The sequence below is a fragment of the Amycolatopsis benzoatilytica AK 16/65 genome (assembly GCF_000383915.1).
Lineage (GTDB): Bacteria > Actinomycetota > Actinomycetes > Mycobacteriales > Pseudonocardiaceae > Amycolatopsis > Amycolatopsis benzoatilytica.
Window position 1 is genome coordinate 5,145,108 of the sequence record NZ_KB912942.1, and the last position, 16,859, is coordinate 5,161,966.

The following is a 16,859-nucleotide window of genomic DNA, read 5'->3' on the forward strand; positions in this document are numbered from 1 at the left end:
GTTTAACCCGCTCTTGCACCACCTCGCTGCCCCCGCTGTTCACTTGCCCGTAATCCGGTGAAAACAAGGGACAGCAACCGCTCCGTTCCGCCGTCGCCGGGGAGGTGCGTTCCGCCCCAGGAAGCGCCGTGCAGCAACAGAAGCAGCTCCCGGACGGTCAGATCGGCGCGGAGCACGCCTGCCTTCTGCGCGCGGTCCACTAGATGGGACGCCGCGGTCTGCATCTCCTCACAGGAGGCGTGCAGCCGGGATCGCGGGTCGTCGATCGCATCGGCCAGGAGCTCGGTGAGGCCGCGGTAGGACGAGGACGTCGCGCCGAACCCGACGAGCCACGCGTACAGCGCGTCGAGCGGGTCCTCGGCGGCCAACAGCTCGCGCGCCTTCGCCGCCTGCGTGTCGAATCGATCCCGCAACAGGGCCTCGATGAGGTCATCACGAGTCGGAAAGTGGCGGTAGAGGGTGCCGATCCCGACGCCGGCGCTGCGGGCGACGTCTTCAAGGGAGGCATCGACGCCGCGCTCAGCGAAGGCCCGCCTGGCCTCGACCAGCAGGCGTTCGTAGTTGCGGCGGGCGTCCGCGCGCATCGGTTTGACGTCGCTCATCTCGCCTCCGAGTTTATCGCGTGACAAATCGGAGGGTGACTCCGTATATTAACCGGAGGCTGCCTCAAGTTATGGAGGAATCGTGCTCGAAAAATCCCGGGCAAGACGGGGCGCGGTCGATGCCTGGCTGCCCACCGCCCCGCCGCCGGACGCCGGACGCACCGCGAGCCGCCGGCTGGCCGCACCCGGCTGCGGCCCGGTGTGGCGCTGCGAGGGCCCGGGCACCCGCGAATTCTTCGCGCATTTCGGTGACTTGCCGGCGTCGACGGAGGACGTGGTTCTCGGCACCGGGATCACGAACGCCTGGTCGCGCCCGGCCGGACCGCTCAGGCCAACGGAGCGACACGGGCCAGGCCCATCCCGGCGGTTCGTGCTCAGCATCGGCCATGCGTTCCAGGCCGCCGTACGACAAGATGCGCCCACAGCTGTCCGAAATGGACACCACAGCCGCGGAAAGACCCACACCGGTCGCCTTCCCGCGACCAGTCGCTGCTGTCGGCCCGCGGATGCTGAAACCGCCCCGTGACCTGGCCGACGGCGCCCACCCGCTCGCTCAACCCGTTGAACACACGCCCTATGCGCGCAAGATTCTCGGGCCGGACAAGCTGTTGCTCCCGCAGCAGACCGTTCTGTTCGACACCCCGCGCGCACGCTCGGGAACAGGTCCATCTGGTCGCGCGAACTGCCTGCGCCAAGCGAAGGCGTACGTCGCCGGCCCCAGCGAACGCTCCACCGACAACCTCGTCCGGCGCGGCTCCCCCGCGACGATCGCCGGAGGACGGAAAGAACTGTTCGACCCCGGAGCCGATCACGCCCTGATCAGCCCGGCCACCACCACTCTGGAGTCTATTGTGGACGTGCTTGCGACACTGGCCCCCGCCGTCACGGAGGTCTCGCGATGACGATCGGAATCTGGACCTTCGCCTTCGACGGCAACGACGCCGGCGCGGTCCGGGCCGCCGCGGCCGAGGCCGAATCTCTGGGCTACGCCGCACTGTGGTTCGGCGAATACCGGGGCCGCGAGGCCTTCACCCACGCTTCGCTTCTGCTCAACGCGACGACTCAGCTGACCGTCGGAACCGGGATCGCCCGGTTTTCCGAACGCTCCCCGATCGCCGCCGAAGCCGCCGGACGCACCCTGAACGAAGCCCACCCGTGCCGATTCGTCCTCGGCCTGGGCGGCCATCTCCCCGGCGGCGCGCGCACGACGATGCGGGAATATCTCGACGCTATGGACGCCGTGGACCTCGCCGTCTCCGGCGAGTTCCGGCCGCGCCGGCTGCTTGCCGCGCTCGGGCCGAAGATGCTGGAACTGGCGGCAGAACGGACCGACGGTGCACACCCGTATTTCGTGCCGCCCGAACACACGGCGTTCGCGCGGGAGACGATGGGCCCAGGCGCGTACCTGGCAGTCGAACAGGCGGTCGTCCTTGACTCGGATCCCCTGCGAGCCAAGCGCATTGCCCGCGAGCATGTCGCGCAATACGTAGAGTTGGCCCCGCACCAGCGCGCGAACCTGCGCCGTCTCGGGTACTCCGACGACGATCTGGCCGGCGGCGGCAGCGACCGGCTCGTCGACGCGATCGTGGCTTATCGCGACGAGGAAGAGGTCGCGGGAAGGATCCGCGCACATCTTGAGGCGGGGGCCGACCAGGTGTGCGTCCAGGTACTGAGCGCCGGCCCGGAGATTCCGGTGGAGGGCTGGCGGCGGCTCGCACCGTTGGTGCGGTGATCTTCGCTTGGTCGCGCTCGGCCCGCGCGGAGATGGCCCGGGCTGCTGAACCGCATGGAGTTGACCTTGGAGCTGCCGTCCGTGGAACGGCTTCATCCGCCCGGGGATCGGGAGCGTCCGGCTACGGTCCCCGGACAGCCGCGGTTCGGGCCGCGGTTCGGGTCGCAGTTTTGGCCGCCTTCCGCCGCCGGGTTCCAGCCGCCGGGTTACGAGCCTTCGACTGGCCGACGCCTGGTGCGTTTCCCGCCCTGGGTCGATCGGCGGTTGCCTACAGCTTCCGTGCCGATGCTGGAAAACAGAGTTCACCGAGAAACGCCCGGTGCCAGCCAAAACCTTCGACTCGCCGGACGCGCGCACCCCCGCACCCGTCCCTTCTTGACGGCGATGTCGCCAATTTCCGGCTACGCGCCCTCCGGCTCTCTTGGCCGCGCCAGCACAACGCCTCCCGCGGACCCTTGACGGCGATGCCAGGCGCCGCCGTGGACAACGCACGACGACCGCCCTCGTCGTGCGCTAAAGTCGTGTCCGCGCGGCAGGGGCCGCATCCTGTCCGCGGAAAGGGCTGAGCCCACCCCCGTACCACCAGTTGCCGAGCGCTCTCCTTCTTCCCTGCCCGGTGCCAGCGGACCACGGGCGCGCCAGGGAAGAAAGGACTCCTGCGATGTCTGCCCTGCCCGCGAAACCCGACCTCGGCCAGCTCCGCAAGCAAGCCAAAGACCTCGCCCGCGCAGACGGCATCGCCCTGTCCGAAGCGCAGTTCCGTCTCGCCCGTCGCTACGGATTTCCCAGCTGGCCACAGCTTCAGTCGTACGTCCGCCGGATCACCGAGTACGGACCCGGCCTCCAGCACGCCTATCACCAAGACGTCGAGTACTACCGCGGCCGGGCCGACGGGCTCCTCGCATCCGCCGAAGACGGCACCCCGCACGCATGCGAGGCATTCGCCCGGCACGAACAACCGCTCACGCGCACTGGCGCGTCGACGGTCATCGCGAGAGAGCACGGCTTCCGGACTTGGCGCGCGCTGCAGGCCCACGTGAAGGAGTTGCCAAAAAACGGCGAACCGTTCGCCCGGGCATATCAACTGATAGAAGCCGGGGACACAGCGGCGCTATCAACATTGCTGAACGAAGCTCCCCATCTAGTCTACGCGCGCGGTACCAACGGCAACGATCTTTTGGGGATGGCGTCCGCGACCCAAGACGAGGGCCTGGTCCGACTTCTGTTGGCCCGCGGAGCCGACCCCTCGCGGGCCAACGCGCACGGGTGGACCGCGCTGCACCAGTGCGCATACAGCGATTTGCCGAAAATCGCCGAGATCCTCATCGAAGCCGGCGCACCGCTGGATGTCCCCGGCCGAGGCGACGGCGGCACACCGCTCGTAGTGGCGTTGTTTTGGGGAAACCGCGCGGTGGCCGAAAAACTGGCAGCGCGCGAACGGTCCCCTCGCAACCTGCGCGTGGCAGCCGGCATAGGCGACGGCGCACTATTGGATGAACTTGTCGGCCCGGCTGGGACTCTTTCCCCGAACGCCGGAGCACACCGTGGGTTCTACCGGCCGCACAGCGGTTTCCCGCGCTGGCGACCGACGACCGATCCGGCCGAGATCCTCGACGAGTCCTTGGCTTGGGCCGCCCGCAACGACCAAGTGGACGCACTGCGGACGTTGGCGGCCCGCGGAGCGAACCTGAACGCGGATGTCTACCGCGGCACCGCTCTCACCTGGGCCGCGGCGCGTGGCCATTCAGCGGCGACCGAAACCTTGCTGTCGCTCGGCGCGGACGTCAACCACATCGGCACCTTCGGCGGTCCAGGCCACGGCGTCGGCATCACGGCGCTGCATCTGGCGGCCCAATCCGAGCACTTGGACGTCATCGAGATCCTCGTGTCCGCCGGCGCGGACCTCACCGCGCGCGACGCTCTCTGGGACAGCACACCTGAAGGTTGGGCAGAAGCGTGCGACAGCCCCGCGGCCAAGGAACTGCTGCACCGGCTCGGTCGCCGCTGACTGGCGACGCCTCGTGGACAACCGGAGTGGTCAGTCCGTATCTTTCTCCTTAGCGGACTTCCCACTCCGTTTTGCCTACGCTTCGGGAGGACTCCATGACCACCCCGCGCGACCTGTTCGACCAGCTCCTCCGCGGAATCACCGAGGGCCGGTTCGCCGACCTGGCGCAGCTCTACACCGAAGACACCGTCGTGGAACACCCCACCGCAGTCCCCCGGCCAACCCGGCTGGAAGGCCGAGCCGCGCTGCATGCGCGATTCGGCAGCGCCCCCAGCCAGGCCATTCGCATCAAGGCCCACGACGTCACCGTCCACGAAACCGCCGACCCGGAGGTGATCGTCGCCGAATACCGGTACACGACGGAGTCGCTTCGCGCCGGCCGGACGACCGAATCGGCGAACATCCAGGTCCTCCGCGCCCGGGACGGGCTCCTGGCCCATACCCGCGACTACCACGACTACCTGCAATTAGCCCTCGCCCAGGACGCGACCGCAGGGTTGCCAGCTGCCTACCAGAACGCGCCCGCCTACGACCTGCGCCCGGCCGCGCCTCGTCCGGAACTCTCCCCGCCGGACAGCAGGGAAGGCGTGTTCCAACGGCTCGTCTTCGGCGTCGCTGACCGACAGTGGTCGGACCTGCCCGATCTCTACGCGGCTAAAACCGACGTCCGCCACCCGTTCCTGCCTGACTCCCCGGTCCTGCGCACCCGCGACGATCTGCGCGCCCACTTCTCCGCCGCTGCCGCGTCCGCGCTACGGATCGAAGTGACCGATCTGGTGCTGCACCTGGGCACCGATCCAGAAGTGATCATCGGCGAGTCGACGTATCTGGGCGAAACCGGAATTGGCACACCATTCCAGATCAATAACATCTTCGCGATGCGCGTCCGCGACGGGCACATCGTGGAGTCCCGCGACTATGGCGACCACCTCGCGCTGGCCGCCGCCACCGGTCGACTTCCGGAGCTGCTCGCCGGTGTTGGCGAATAGCGGCGACCCGTTGCAGCGCCGCCGCCCGGTCTCCCCTTCGGCAGCTGCAACGCCCTCTTCGCCTTTCGCCATTATTCGGCAAGACACTTCGACCAGCGAAAATGCCCCAGTCGCGCTAACTTCCGGCCCCGTCTGCCGCGATGCCGTCGTCTCCGCCACGCCCCTCGACAACTCCCGCCAACGCCGAGGCCACCAACGCGACTGCTCGGTCCCCGTCGTCCACCAGCCCGCGCAGAACGTCCAGCGCAAGAGTCCCCGGCAGCTCGGCGAGCGCCTGCGTCAACCGGATCCGCACCGCGGAATCGTCCGGATGCGCGGCCAGCTCGTCCGCCAGGACCCGGACGATCCCGTCCGCATTCGTGGCGGCCATCTCGCTCAAGACCTCTGCCGCCTCGACATCGCTTCGCCCCGAAACGACCAACTCGACCAGCGTCGGCACCGCGTCCGCCGAACCACGCGCCCCTAACGCGAGCGCCGCGTAGCGACGAACGGTCGCGTCCGAATCGGATAGTGCGGCCGTCAGCACCGCCGTCGCGTCCTCACCCGGCATTTCGATGACCGCCAGGATCGCGCGGCGCCGGATGTCCGGGTCCTCCGATCGCATGCCAGAAGCCACGCTTGCCACACCATCGCCGTCCGCCCGGGCGAGCGCCCAGCGCAAGGCGCCCGCGACATTCGGATCGGATTCGGCGAGGACCGCCCTGGCCAGGACTTCCGCGGGCACCGGCAGCTCGTCGGCCGGAGCCAGGACGGTCTGTTGCCGGCGCGCGGCACCAGGCGAACCCAGTCCGCGCAGAAGCTCGACGATGCGCAGGGCTCCCTCCCAGCCAGAGGGAGCCGTGGCATCGACCGCGCGGAGCCGATCGAGCAACTCCTGCTCCCGCTTCAACCGGTCCTCGGTCCGCCGGATGAGGTCGCCGACCAGTTCGGCCGGCACGAACGCGGGATCTTCCAGCGCTCGTCCGATCTGGCGCAGCGACATGCCCAGCGAGCGCAGGCTCTCCACGTGGAAGATCCGGCGGATGTCCGCCGCGGAGTACTCGCGGTAGCCGCCGACGGTGCGCCCGGTCGGCCGCACCAGCCCGAGGGTGTCGTAATGCCGGAGCATCCGAGTGCTCACCCCCGAGCGGCGCGCGACCTCACCGATCAGCACGCGACCTCCCGCGCCCGCTCCGGACCGAGCGCGACGATCCGTTTCGCCTCGTCCACTGCCTGGTCGAACCCCGTGTCCGGGTCAAGCAGCAGCCGCTCGGTGACGGCTGCGTGCTCGTGTACCTCAGGGTCGGCGTGCGCTTGACCCGCTGCCAGCACCGGCTCGATCACCGGTCCGAGCGCGACGAGCGCCCGGCTGAGACTCAGCCGCACCGTCCGGTCGCCGCGGCCGAATTGAGTCGCCAGTTCCGCGGCGAGCCCGGCTTTGGCCTCGTCGGGCGCGAGGATGACCGCCGCGCGCCAGGCGCTTCGCGCGACCTCGTCGTCCACGTCGCGAAGCAGCGATCGGGTGATCGCCGGCCACGCGCTCCGGTCGCCGATTTTCGACAACGTATGCAATGCCTGGCTCCGGGCCTGCGCCACGGCCGACTGCAGGTCCGCGATCAACCGCGGGACTGTGACCGTCGCCGGGAACCGGGTCAATGCCCAGGTCAACATGTCGCGGACGTAGAAGTCCGGTTCGACCGCGCACCGGCCGACCAGGACATCGACGAAACCGGCGTCGTCCGGGCGCGTCCCGACCGCCAGCGCGGCTTGCAGACGAATCGACGAGTTCTCGGCGCCCAACGCTTCGATCAGCGGCTGGTACTGGGGATTCTCCTGTGTCGAGTTCATCGAGATCACCTCCGCCGACCAGTCAAGACCTTGTCACGATGTCAAGGTCAAGCCCGACCGGCAAACGGGCGGCGAACCCCTGGTCAGGCCGGACGCGATCCGCGCCGGCCGCGACTCGCACGAGCGGGCACGGCTCGTCCGATGCGTGCCATTGCGGGCGTCGCCGTCTTTCGGCAACGCTCCCGGCAGACGAGGCTCGGGCGTTCCCGCGAAAACCTCGGCAACCGTCACCCGCGAATCACCCCAGAAACGCCCGGGCTGCGCACGCGGCCTCGCCGGCAGGGTCTCGCCGCGCGCGCCCGGTTGAGAGTCCTTGACCTGCCTTGTTGTTTCATCTGGTTTTCATCAACCGTCGTTAGCGTGCGGGCAGCGGCGGTTGCCCCGCGGAGGCGGCGCGGAAAGGAAACGATGGTCCAGCAGGTTTCAGGGGATGTGCGGCCGCGTCCAGGTTCCGCGCCGTCCGGGTGCGTGTCCGGGCTGATGGCGATGATCCTGCTCGCTGGCTGCGGGGACGGCAGAATCCTGGGGACGCCAACTGCAGATCCGACTGCAACGGAGAGTGTGGCCGTAACGGGGGCGTCGATGCTGCCGACGCTCCACGCCGGAGAAAACGTCACGTTTCGGTCGCTCAAAGCCGGAACATACAGCGCCCGCCCTGGGGACATCATCCTCTTCAGCCCACCGACAACGTGGGCAGCAGGCGATCGGCAGCGATTGATCGACCGGGTGATCGCGGTCAGCGGCCAGACCGTGGCGTGCTGTGACTCGCAGGGCCGCTTGCTGATCGACGGCAAGCCGCTGGACGAGACGTATCTCCACGGGAAGCAGAGCGATCTCCAGGACCACCCGATGTCGTTCGGCCCGGTCGTCATCCCGCCAGGCCGCCTGTGGGCGATGGGCGACAACCGCAACGACGCTGCGGATTCGCGCTTTCGGGGCGGCGGCGGGGTGTCCGGCACGGTTCCCGTGGAGAACGTCATCGGGGTGCTGGACCCGCCACGGTAGGCGTCCAGCCGCCACGGATTTCAGATCGATTTCGGCCGCCCTCGTCCAGCCCAGCCTGCAACTTCAGCGAGAACGAACAAACCGGGTGCCAAGATCAGGGAGAAGGTGACCTCGATCCAGCGAACCTGCCGCTCCCCGGCTACGGTTTCCCCGGCAAATCGAACTCCCCGTCGCGGACCCCGCGGGAAAACGCGTCCCATTCCGACGGCGTGAACACCAGCACCGCCCCGTCCGGATCGGTCGGCTGCCGGATCGCGACGTAGGTGACCCCGTCCGAATGCGGCACGAACGCGTACTCCGCGCAGTGCTCGAGGGCCGCACCCGCCGGCTCGGCGCGGACCCAGGTCGCGTCAGCCAAATCGAGTTCGTGCCGGATGTGTGCTTTGTCGTCGGTCGCCCCGCTCATCGGACCAGCGTAGGCCGCCGGACGGCCAAACGCCGGGAGACAGCACGAGGCCCCGCCGTCCGAACCAGGGACGACGGGGCCTCGCGGCAAAAAGACTCGCGGATCGGGAAACCGTCAGGCGGTTTCGGTGATCGGGCGGTCCACCCACGACATGAGGTCGCGCAGCTTCTTGCCGGTCGCCTCGATCGGGTGCTGGTTGCCCTGCTCCTCGAGCTTGGTGAAGTTCGGCCGGCCGGCCTCGTCCTCGGCAACCCACTCGCGGGCGAAGGTGCCGTCCTGGATCTCGCCCAGGATCTTCTTCATCTCTTCCTTGACCGCCGGCGAGATGACGCGCGGGCCGCGGGTCAGGTCGCCGTACTCGGCGGTGTCGGAGATGGAGTAGCGCTGGCGCGCGATGCCGCCCTCGTACATGAGGTCGACGATCAGCTTCAGCTCGTGCAGCACCTCGAAGTAGGCGATCTCCGGGGCGTAGCCCGCCTCGGTCAGCACCTCGAAACCGGTCTGCACCAGCGCGGACGCGCCACCGCAGAGAACCGCCTGCTCGCCGAACAGGTCGGTCTCGGTCTCTTCCTTGAAGGTCGTCTTGATGACGCCGGCGCGGGCAGCGCCGATGGCGGCCGCGTAGGAGAGGGCCAGCGCCTGGGCGTTGCCGGACGCGTCCTGCTCGACCGCGATCAGCGCCGGGACGCCCTTGCCGTCGACGAACTGGCGGCGGACCAGGTGGCCCGGGCCCTTCGGAGCGACCATCGCGACGTCGATGTTCGCCGGCGGCTTGATCAGGTCGTAGCGGATGTTGAAGCCGTGGCCGAAGAACAGCGCGTCGCCGTCCTTCAGGTTCGGCGCGATGTCCTGCTCGTAGATGTAGCGCTGCTTGGTGTCCGGCGCGAGGATCATGATCAGGTCCGCCTCGGCCGAAGCCTCGGCCGGGGTCAGCACGCGCAGGCCCTGCTCCTCGGCCTTCGCCCGGGACTTCGACCCCTCCGGCAGGCCGATGCGGACGTCGACGCCCGAGTCGCGCAGGCTGAGCGAGTGCGCGTGGCCCTGGCTGCCGTAGCCGATCACGGCGACCTTGCGACCCTGGATGATCGACAGGTCGGCGTCGTCGTCGTAGAAGATTTCCACTGCCATGGGGGGTACTACTTCCTTCCGTACTTACACGAAATCTGTGGTTCAGCGGGGAGAAGCGGCGGTGATCGAGCGGGCCCCGCGGCCCACCGCGACCATGCCGGACTGGACGAGTTCGCGGATGCCGTACGGCTCCAGCATCCGCAGCAGCGCGCCGATCTTGTCCGACGTTCCGGTGGCCTCGACGGTGAGCGCCTCCGGCGAGACGTCCACCACCTTGGCGCGGAAGAGCTGGACGGTCTCGAGGACCTGGCTGCGCACGGTGGCGTCGGCGCGGACCTTGACGAGCAGCAGTTCGCGCTGCACCGCGCTGCCCGGTTCCAGCTCGACGATCTTGATCACGTTCACCAGCTTGTTGAGCTGTTTGGTCACCTGTTCGAGCGGTAGCTCTTCGACGGCGACCACGATCGTCATCCGGGACACCTCGGGGTTCTCCGTGGGCCCGACAGCAAGGGACTCGATGTTGAAGCCGCGGCGGGAGAACAGTCCGGAGACCCGGGCGAGCACGCCGGGCTTGTTCTCGACCAGCACGCTCAGCGTGTGGACGGTCATGCTTGCTCTCCCTCCGCGGCGGCCTCGGCAGCCTCCTGCGAAACCTCGTCGTCGTCGAACAGCGGCCGGATGCCGCGGACGGCCATGATCTCGTCGTTCCCGGTGCCCGCGGCCACCATCGGCCACACCTGGGCATCCTTCCCCACGACGAAATCGATCACGACAGGACGGTCGTTGATTTCCATCGCGCGGCGGATCGTCGCGTCGACGTCCGCCTTGGTCTCGCAGCGCAGGCCCGCGCAGCCGAGCGCCTCGGCCAGCAGCGTGAAGTCCGGGATGCGGTGCTTGTGAGTGCCGAGGTCGGTGTTGGAGTACCGCTCGGAGTAGAACAGGTTCTGCCACTGCCGGACCATGCCGAGGTTGCCGTTGTTGATCACCGCGACCTTGATCGGCGCGCCCTCGATGGCGCAGGTGGCCAGCTCCTGGTTGGTCATCTGGAAGCAGCCGTCGCCGTCGATCGCCCACACCTGCGTGCCGGGCAGGCCGAACTGTGCGCCCATCGCGGCCGGCACTGCGTAGCCCATGGTGCCGAGGCCGCCGGAGTTCAGCCAGGTGCGCGGCTTCTCGTACTTGATGAACTGCGCGGCCCACATCTGGTGCTGGCCGACGCCCGCGGTGTACACCGCGTCCGGCCCGGCCAGCTCGCCGATCCGTTCGATGACGTACTGCGGCGACAGCGAGCCGTCGTCCGGCCATTCGTAGCCGGCCGGGTAGTCCTCGCGCCAGGAGTCGAGTTGCGTCCACCAGTCGGACAGGTCGGGACGGGCGTGCTCGAACTCGGCCTTCACCGCGTCGATCAGCTCGCCGATGATCTCCTTGCAGTCGCCGACGATCGGCACGTCCGCCTTGCGGTTCTTGGAGATCTCCGCCGGGTCGATGTCCGCGTGGACGATCTTCGCCTCCGGCGCGAACGACGACAGCTGGCCGGTGACCCGGTCGTCGAACCGGGCGCCGAGCGCGACCAGCAGGTCGGCGCGCTGCATCGACGCGACCGCGGCGACCGATCCGTGCATGCCGGGCATGCCGACGTGCTGGCGGTGCGAGTCCGGGAACGCGCCGCGCGCCATCAGCGTGGTCGCGACCGGGATGCCGGTCAGCTCGGCCAGCGCGAGCAGCTGCTCGGACGCCTCGGCCTTGATCACGCCGCCGCCGACGTACAGCACCGGTCGCTGCGCCTTCGCGATCAGCTTCGCGGCTTCGCGGACCTGCTTGCCGTGCGGGCGCAGGGTCGGGCGGTAGCCCGGCAGGCGCAGCTCTGGCGGCCAGGAGAACGAGGTCATCTCCTGCAGCACGTCCTTGGGGATGTCGACCAGCACCGGGCCGGGCCGTCCGGTCGAGGCCAGGTGGAACGCCTCGGCGATCGCCCGCGGGATCTCCGCCGGATCGGTGACGAGGAAGTTGTGCTTGGTGATCGGCATGGTGATGCCGCAGATGTCAGCTTCCTGGAACGCGTCGGTGCCGATCAGGTTGCGCGATTGCTGCCCGGTGATCGCGACCACCGGGACCGAGTCCATGTTGGCGTCGGCCAGCGGGGTGACCAGGTTCGTGGCGCCCGGGCCGGAGGTCGCCATGCACACGCCGACCTTGCCGGTCGCTTGCGCGTACCCAGTGGCCGCGTGCCCGGCGCCCTGCTCGTGGCGGACGAGGACGTGGCGGACCTTCGTGGAGTCCAGCAGCGGGTCGTAGGCGGGAAGGATGGTGCCACCGGGAATGCCGAACACGACTTCCGCGCCGACCGCTTCGAGCGAGCGGACGAGGGACTGCGCACCGGTGAGGCGCACCGGCGTACCGGCGGGCGGGGCCGGCTTCGGACGGGCTCCGGGGACTCCGGGCGCGGTCGGCCCGGGTTTCGCGTCGCTCCGCGACGTGGCACTGGTCATCGGTTCTGCCTCGTGGGTTCTCGGTGTCACTCGTTCGGGTTGTCTGGGCCGTACTTCCGGTCGGGGAACCGGTTTCACGCAACAAAAAACCCTCGCCGACCGTAAGGTCGCACGAGGGTCGCGCGTCGACGCAGCGGACTGTTCCTAAGCGTCGACGCGCTGAGGAAGTACGAGACCGGTCTGCGTAATCACGGACCCGACGTTAGTCTCGCGCCTGGCCGAGTGTCAACTCTACGGGACAGCGGTTCCGCATTGTGGACGGCCAGTACTGCACCGCCGCGACCCGGGCGCAGGTCGCTCCGGGCGTCGGTGCACCATTCCTGCGTGGCCAAGAAACAGCAGCACCAGCGCGCGGACGAGGGCCGGAAGGCCGTGTTCCGGATCCCGACCACGGCGTACCTGGCGATCGGTCTTCTGACCATCTGTGTGACTCCGATCGCACTGGGCGAGATCGGCGGGTTCCAGTGGCTGTACGTCTTCCCGCTCGCGCTGCTGGTGTTCGTCGCACGCACGCGCACCGTCGCGACGAGGGAAGGACTGCACGTCCGGACGGTTTTCGGCCAGCGCGAGCTGCCGTGGTCTTCACTCAAGGGATTGGCGATCCACAAGGCCCGGGTGCGCGCGGTTCTGAAGGACGACACTCAGGTCAGCCTTCCCACTGTGCGGACGCGGCATCTGCCGGTGCTGGCGCTCGTCAGCGAAGGGAAGATCAAGGACCCGTCGGGAGTGCTGAGCGACGAGGAGCTGACCGGGCGGAAGCCGGACGCTCCCGAGGCCGAGGCCGCCCAGGCCGCCGCTTCGGACGCCAAGCCGGATCCGGTCGCCGCGACGCCGGAACACCAGCCGAACGCCGATTCCGGCACCGCCGCCGAAACCGCCGAGTCGCCGTCCGGCGGCGACACGAAGCCGGCCGCCTCGGAGACCGGCGGAGGCAGCGGCAAACCCAGCGAGTAGAATTGGTAGGACCAGTTTGCGGAGCCACTGTTCCGCTCCGCCTGGTTCAGCCTTCTGACCTGGGAGAATGCCGTGCCGCACCTCCGTTCCCGGACCACCACTCACGGTCGAAACGCGGCGGGCGCGCGCTCGCTCTGGCGTGCGACCGGAATGACCGACAGCGATTTCGGCAAGCCGATCGTCGCGATCGCCAACTCCTACACCCAGTTCGTGCCCGGCCACGTGCACCTCAAAGACCTCGGCGAGATCGTCGCCGAGGCGGTGGCGGAAGCCGGCGGCGTCGCGCGCGAATTCCACACGATCGCGGTCGACGACGGCATCGCGATGGGCCACTCGGGGATGCTTTACTCGCTGCCTTCGCGCGAGATCATCGCCGACTCGGTGGAGTACATGGTCAACGCGCACCAGGCCGACGCGCTGGTGTGCATCTCCAACTGCGACAAGATCACGCCGGGCATGCTCAACGCCGCGATGCGGCTCAACATCCCGACCGTGTTCGTCTCCGGCGGCCCGATGGAAGCCGGCAAGGCGGTGGTCGTCGAGGGCGTCGCGCACGCCCCGACCGACCTGATCACCACCATCGCGGCGTCGGCGAACTCGGCGATCGACGAGGCCGGGCTGTCCGAGGTGGAGCGTTCCGCGTGCCCGACCTGCGGTTCGTGCTCCGGCATGTTCACCGCGAACTCGATGAACTGCCTCACCGAAGCGCTCGGGCTGTCGCTGCCCGGCAACGGCTCGACGCTCGCGACGCACGCCGCGCGCCGGGAGCTCTTCTCGAACGCGGGCCGCACCGTGGTCGAGCTGTGCCAGCGCTGGTACGGCGACGACGACGAGTCCGCTCTCCCCCGCTCGATCGCCACGAAGGCGGCGTTCGAGAACGCGATGGCGCTCGACATGGCCATGGGCGGTTCGACGAACACCGTGCTGCACATCCTCGCCGCCGCGCGGGAGGGCGAGGTCGACTTCACGATCAGCGACATCGACGCGATCGGCCGGCGCGTGCCGTGCCTGTCGAAGGTGGCGCCGAACTCGGACTACCACATGGAAGATGTCCACCGGGCCGGCGGAATCCCCGCCATCCTGGGCGAGCTTTACCGCGGCGGGCTGCTGAACACCGACGTGCACGCGGTCCACGCGCCGGACATCGCCACCTGGCTGAACGAATGGGACGTGCGCGCCGAAGCACCGTCGGAGAAGGCGGTGGAGCTGTTCCACGCCGCGCCCGGCGGAGTCCGGACGACCGAGGCGTTCTCCACTGAGAACCGCTGGTCGTCGCTGGACACCGACGCCGCGGGCGGCTGCATCCGAGACATCGAGCACGCCTACACGAAGGACGGCGGCCTCGCGATCCTGCGCGGCAACCTCGCGGAGAACGGCGCGGTCATCAAGGCCGCCGGCATCGACGAGGACCTGTGGCACTTCCAGGGCCCGGCACGGGTGCTGGAAAGCCAGGAGGAAGCCGTGTCGGCCATTCTGAAGAAGGAGATCCAGCCGGGCGAGGTGCTGGTCATCCGCTACGAAGGCCCGGCAGGCGGCCCCGGCATGCAGGAGATGCTGCACCCGACCGCGTTCCTCAAGGGCTCCGGCCTGGGCAAGAAGTGCGCCCTGATCACCGACGGCCGCTTCTCCGGCGGCTCGTCCGGCATCTCGGTCGGCCACATTTCCCCGGAGGCCGCGGCAGGCGGCCTCATCGGCCTGGTCGAGAACGGCGACCAGATCGTGCTGGACGTCCACGAACGCCGGCTCGAGCTGCTCGTCGACCCGGAGGTCCTGGCCGAACGCCGGGCGAAGATGGACGCCTCCGAGCGCCCGTGGCAGCCCAAGGACCGGCAGCGACCAATCACCTCGGCACTGCGCGCCTACGCCCGGATGGCGACGTCGGCCGACACCGGCGCGGTGCGCGACCCGAACCGCTGATCCGGGGTTTTCCGGTTTCGCCGTTACGCGGCAATGGGCCCGCGCGTCGTGCGCGGGCCCATTGCCGTGTCGGCCGATTTTCTGTGCCGGCTGACTTGCACGGGTCCGGACTGCCTACGCGCCTTCCGTCCCCGGATTCCTGCCCGGACCAGGCATTCGCCGCAGGACGGCAACACCTGCACCGCCACCTGCGACGGCCCGCCAGGCCGGGACCAGCTCGGTCGCCCCAACGGCCAGCAGGCCGGCCGCCCGACCACGCTGTCACCGCGTCAAGACGATGACCACCACCGAAGCGGCCGCAGACAGCAGCAGCGAAATCAACCCCAGCGGCAACGGCCGTTTCCGCCACGGGGTGTTCCGCTCCAGCGACACGGTGCCCGCGCCGGTGAAGATCAGAGTCAGCGCGCTCAGCCCCAGCAGCAGCTCGAACTCCCAGCCCTGGCCGGAGCCTTCGAAGAAGCCGCCGTGGAACTTCGCGTAGACGACGTTCGCGGCCACGCCCAGCAGCCCCGCCGCGGCGAGCGGCGTGAACAGGCCGACGATCACCAGCGCGCTGCCCGCGACTTCGGTGACGCCGGTGATCCAGGACAGCAGCGTCGTCTGCTTGTGGTACCCGAACGCCTCGAGCACCTGCGCGAATCCACCGACACCCGGTCCGCCGAAAGCGCCGAACAAATGCTGCAGGCCGTGCGCGCCCATGATCACGCCGAGGCCGAGGCGCAGCACGAGCAGGCCCACGCCCAGCCCGCCTTGGCGCGGCTCGTCGTAGTCGCTGCCGCCTGAGTCCTCAACTCCGGACAGCAGGCTGGTCGGGTAGTCGTCCCCTTGACTGGTCACGCGGCGAAGGTTAAGGGATCACGGCGCTGCTCGCGAGCAAGCACGCCGAGGTCAGGGGCACTTTCAGGGTTCACCCTGAGGTGGTGGCCGACTTTAGGGCACAGTCAGTATTCGCCGCGCACGAGATTGCCTGGTAACTCTCCGCCAGCGTACCGGGCGATTTCCGCAGCGGCCACCACATAAGCACGCCGCCGGACGCCGCGAACCGCACCGGCCACGTGCGGCGTCAGCACGAAACCGGGTGCCGACCACAGCGGATGGCCGGCAGGCAACGGTTCGGGATCGGTGACGTCGAGCGCGGCTCGCAGCCTCCCGCCAGCGAGTTCCGCGACCAGCGAGTCGGTCACCACCACCGGCCCCTGAGCTGCGTTGACCAGCACCGCGCCGTCCCGCATCAAGGACAGGAACTCCGCATCGACCATGCCGCGTGTCCGCGACGTGAGGGGGACCATCATGACCACCACATCGTGGTGCGGCAGCAGTTCCGGCAGTTCTTCGACGCCGTGCACGCCTTCCCGCGCCGACATGCCGACCATCGTGCAACGGACGTCGAACGGCTCCAATCGCCGCCGCAACTGCCGTCCGAGGTCTCCAGCTCCGACGATCAGCACGTGCTGACCTTGCAGGGTGTCCGACGGCAGCGGCTCCCACCGCCTCTCCCGTTGCGCCGACGCGTAACCGTCCAGATTCCGGTACATCGCCAGCAGGACGCCCACCGCCCACTCCGCAGTGCTGCCGCCGTGCGCGCCGCGGCAGGTGGACAGCAGGACGCCGTCCGGAACGCGGCCGACCCAGTCGTCCGCGCTGGCGGTCAGCAACTGGACCAGTCTGAGGTTCGGCAGATCGCGCCAGATGGCGTCGCCGGCCGAGTCCATGTCCGGAACGAGCACTTCGGCTTTCGAAGCCTCCGGCGGCAGTTCGGCACCCCATTCGTAGCGCACGGCGTTGACGAGAGGGTTCTCGGACAGTATGGCGACACCGTCGTCGTCCGGAACCAGCACGGTGACTGTCACGATCACCACGGT

General features: G+C 68.9%; 16 protein-coding genes. 7 read left to right on the forward strand and 9 right to left on the reverse strand.

All coding sequences use genetic code 11. From position 1 onward, the window contains the following. Window positions 1-2: 2 nt before the first annotated feature. Window positions 3-602, reverse strand: a complete 600-nt coding sequence (locus tag AMYBE_RS0123625; RefSeq protein ID WP_020661863.1) for a TetR/AcrR family transcriptional regulator — start codon at window positions 600-602, stop codon at window positions 3-5. 506 nt (window positions 603-1,108) lie between these two features. Here AMYBE_RS0123625 and AMYBE_RS46295 point away from each other — a divergent pair. From AMYBE_RS46295 to AMYBE_RS42215, 4 genes are all read left to right on the forward strand, one after another. Further along, on the forward strand, window positions 1,109-1,504 hold the full coding sequence (locus AMYBE_RS46295) for an LLM class oxidoreductase (RefSeq protein WP_020661864.1): 396 nt from the start codon (window positions 1,109-1,111) through the stop codon (window positions 1,502-1,504). Then, a complete protein-coding gene (locus AMYBE_RS0123635) occupies window positions 1,501-2,334 on the forward strand; it encodes a TIGR03620 family F420-dependent LLM class oxidoreductase (protein WP_020661865.1) in 834 nt (277 codons plus the stop codon). The genes AMYBE_RS46295 and AMYBE_RS0123635 overlap by 4 nt, the downstream gene beginning before the upstream one ends. Before the next feature lie 616 nt (window positions 2,335-2,950). Then, window positions 2,951-4,342 (forward strand): ankyrin repeat domain-containing protein, encoded by a 1,392-nt coding sequence (locus AMYBE_RS0123640; RefSeq protein WP_245573242.1) that lies wholly within the window; start codon window positions 2,951-2,953, stop codon window positions 4,340-4,342. 95 nt (window positions 4,343-4,437) lie between these two features. Then, window positions 4,438-5,331 carry a nuclear transport factor 2 family protein gene (locus tag AMYBE_RS42215; protein WP_020661867.1) on the forward strand — a complete coding sequence of 298 codons (894 nt, stop codon included), beginning with the start codon at window positions 4,438-4,440 and terminating at the stop codon, window positions 5,329-5,331. 115 nt (window positions 5,332-5,446) lie between these two features. On the opposite strand, the gene AMYBE_RS0123650 is transcribed toward AMYBE_RS42215, so the two are convergent. Continuing rightward, a complete protein-coding gene (locus tag AMYBE_RS0123650; protein WP_020661868.1) occupies window positions 5,447-6,484 on the reverse strand; it encodes a HEAT repeat domain-containing protein in 1,038 nt (345 codons plus the stop codon). Next, on the reverse strand, window positions 6,478-7,158 hold the full coding sequence (locus tag AMYBE_RS0123655) for a HEAT repeat domain-containing protein (protein ID WP_020661869.1): 681 nt from the start codon (window positions 7,156-7,158) through the stop codon (window positions 6,478-6,480). Before AMYBE_RS0123655 ends, AMYBE_RS0123650 begins: the two co-directional genes overlap by 7 nt. A 486-nt stretch (window positions 7,159-7,644) precedes the next feature. On the opposite strand from AMYBE_RS0123655, the gene lepB reads away from it, so the two are divergent. Next, window positions 7,645-8,163 (forward strand): signal peptidase I, encoded by a 519-nt coding sequence (lepB, locus tag AMYBE_RS44170; RefSeq protein ID WP_281172139.1) that lies wholly within the window; start codon window positions 7,645-7,647, stop codon window positions 8,161-8,163. A 139-nt stretch (window positions 8,164-8,302) separates the two neighbouring features. Here lepB and AMYBE_RS0123665 read toward each other — a convergent pair whose 3' ends face one another. The 4 genes from AMYBE_RS0123665 to AMYBE_RS0123680 all read right to left on the reverse strand — a co-directional run bounded on the left by AMYBE_RS0123665 (window position 8,303) and on the right by AMYBE_RS0123680 (window position 12,126). Then, on the reverse strand, window positions 8,303-8,569 hold the full coding sequence (locus AMYBE_RS0123665) for a DUF397 domain-containing protein (protein ID WP_020661871.1): 267 nt from the start codon (window positions 8,567-8,569) through the stop codon (window positions 8,303-8,305). Window positions 8,570-8,683: 114 nt separating this feature from the next. Then, the gene (ilvC, locus tag AMYBE_RS0123670; RefSeq protein WP_020661872.1) at window positions 8,684-9,697 is read right to left on the reverse strand and encodes a ketol-acid reductoisomerase; all 1,014 of its coding nucleotides are present in this window, start codon (window positions 9,695-9,697) and stop codon (window positions 8,684-8,686) included. 42 nt (window positions 9,698-9,739) lie between these two features. Further along, a complete protein-coding gene (gene ilvN / locus AMYBE_RS0123675) occupies window positions 9,740-10,246 on the reverse strand; it encodes an acetolactate synthase small subunit (protein WP_020661873.1) in 507 nt (168 codons plus the stop codon). Next, a complete protein-coding gene (locus AMYBE_RS0123680) occupies window positions 10,243-12,126 on the reverse strand; it encodes an acetolactate synthase large subunit (RefSeq protein WP_020661874.1) in 1,884 nt (627 codons plus the stop codon). The genes ilvN and AMYBE_RS0123680 overlap by 4 nt, the downstream gene beginning before the upstream one ends. A gap of 324 nt (window positions 12,127-12,450) precedes the next feature. On the opposite strand from AMYBE_RS0123680, the gene AMYBE_RS42220 reads away from it, so the two are divergent. Next, the gene (locus tag AMYBE_RS42220; RefSeq protein ID WP_020661875.1) at window positions 12,451-13,080 is read left to right on the forward strand and encodes a PH domain-containing protein; all 630 of its coding nucleotides are present in this window, start codon (window positions 12,451-12,453) and stop codon (window positions 13,078-13,080) included. Window positions 13,081-13,152: 72 nt separating this feature from the next. Beyond that, on the forward strand, window positions 13,153-14,997 hold the full coding sequence (gene ilvD / locus AMYBE_RS0123690) for a dihydroxy-acid dehydratase (protein WP_027927933.1): 1,845 nt from the start codon (window positions 13,153-13,155) through the stop codon (window positions 14,995-14,997). A gap of 261 nt (window positions 14,998-15,258) precedes the next feature. Here the strand turns inward: ilvD and AMYBE_RS0123695 are convergent, their stop codons facing one another. Continuing rightward, complete coding sequence (locus AMYBE_RS0123695) at window positions 15,259-15,834, reverse strand: DoxX family membrane protein (RefSeq protein ID WP_020661877.1); 576 nt, start codon at window positions 15,832-15,834, stop codon at window positions 15,259-15,261. 104 nt (window positions 15,835-15,938) lie between these two features. After that, window positions 15,939-16,847 (reverse strand): 2-hydroxyacid dehydrogenase, encoded by a 909-nt coding sequence (locus tag AMYBE_RS0123700; protein WP_020661878.1) that lies wholly within the window; start codon window positions 16,845-16,847, stop codon window positions 15,939-15,941. Window positions 16,848-16,859: the final 12 nt, after the last annotated feature.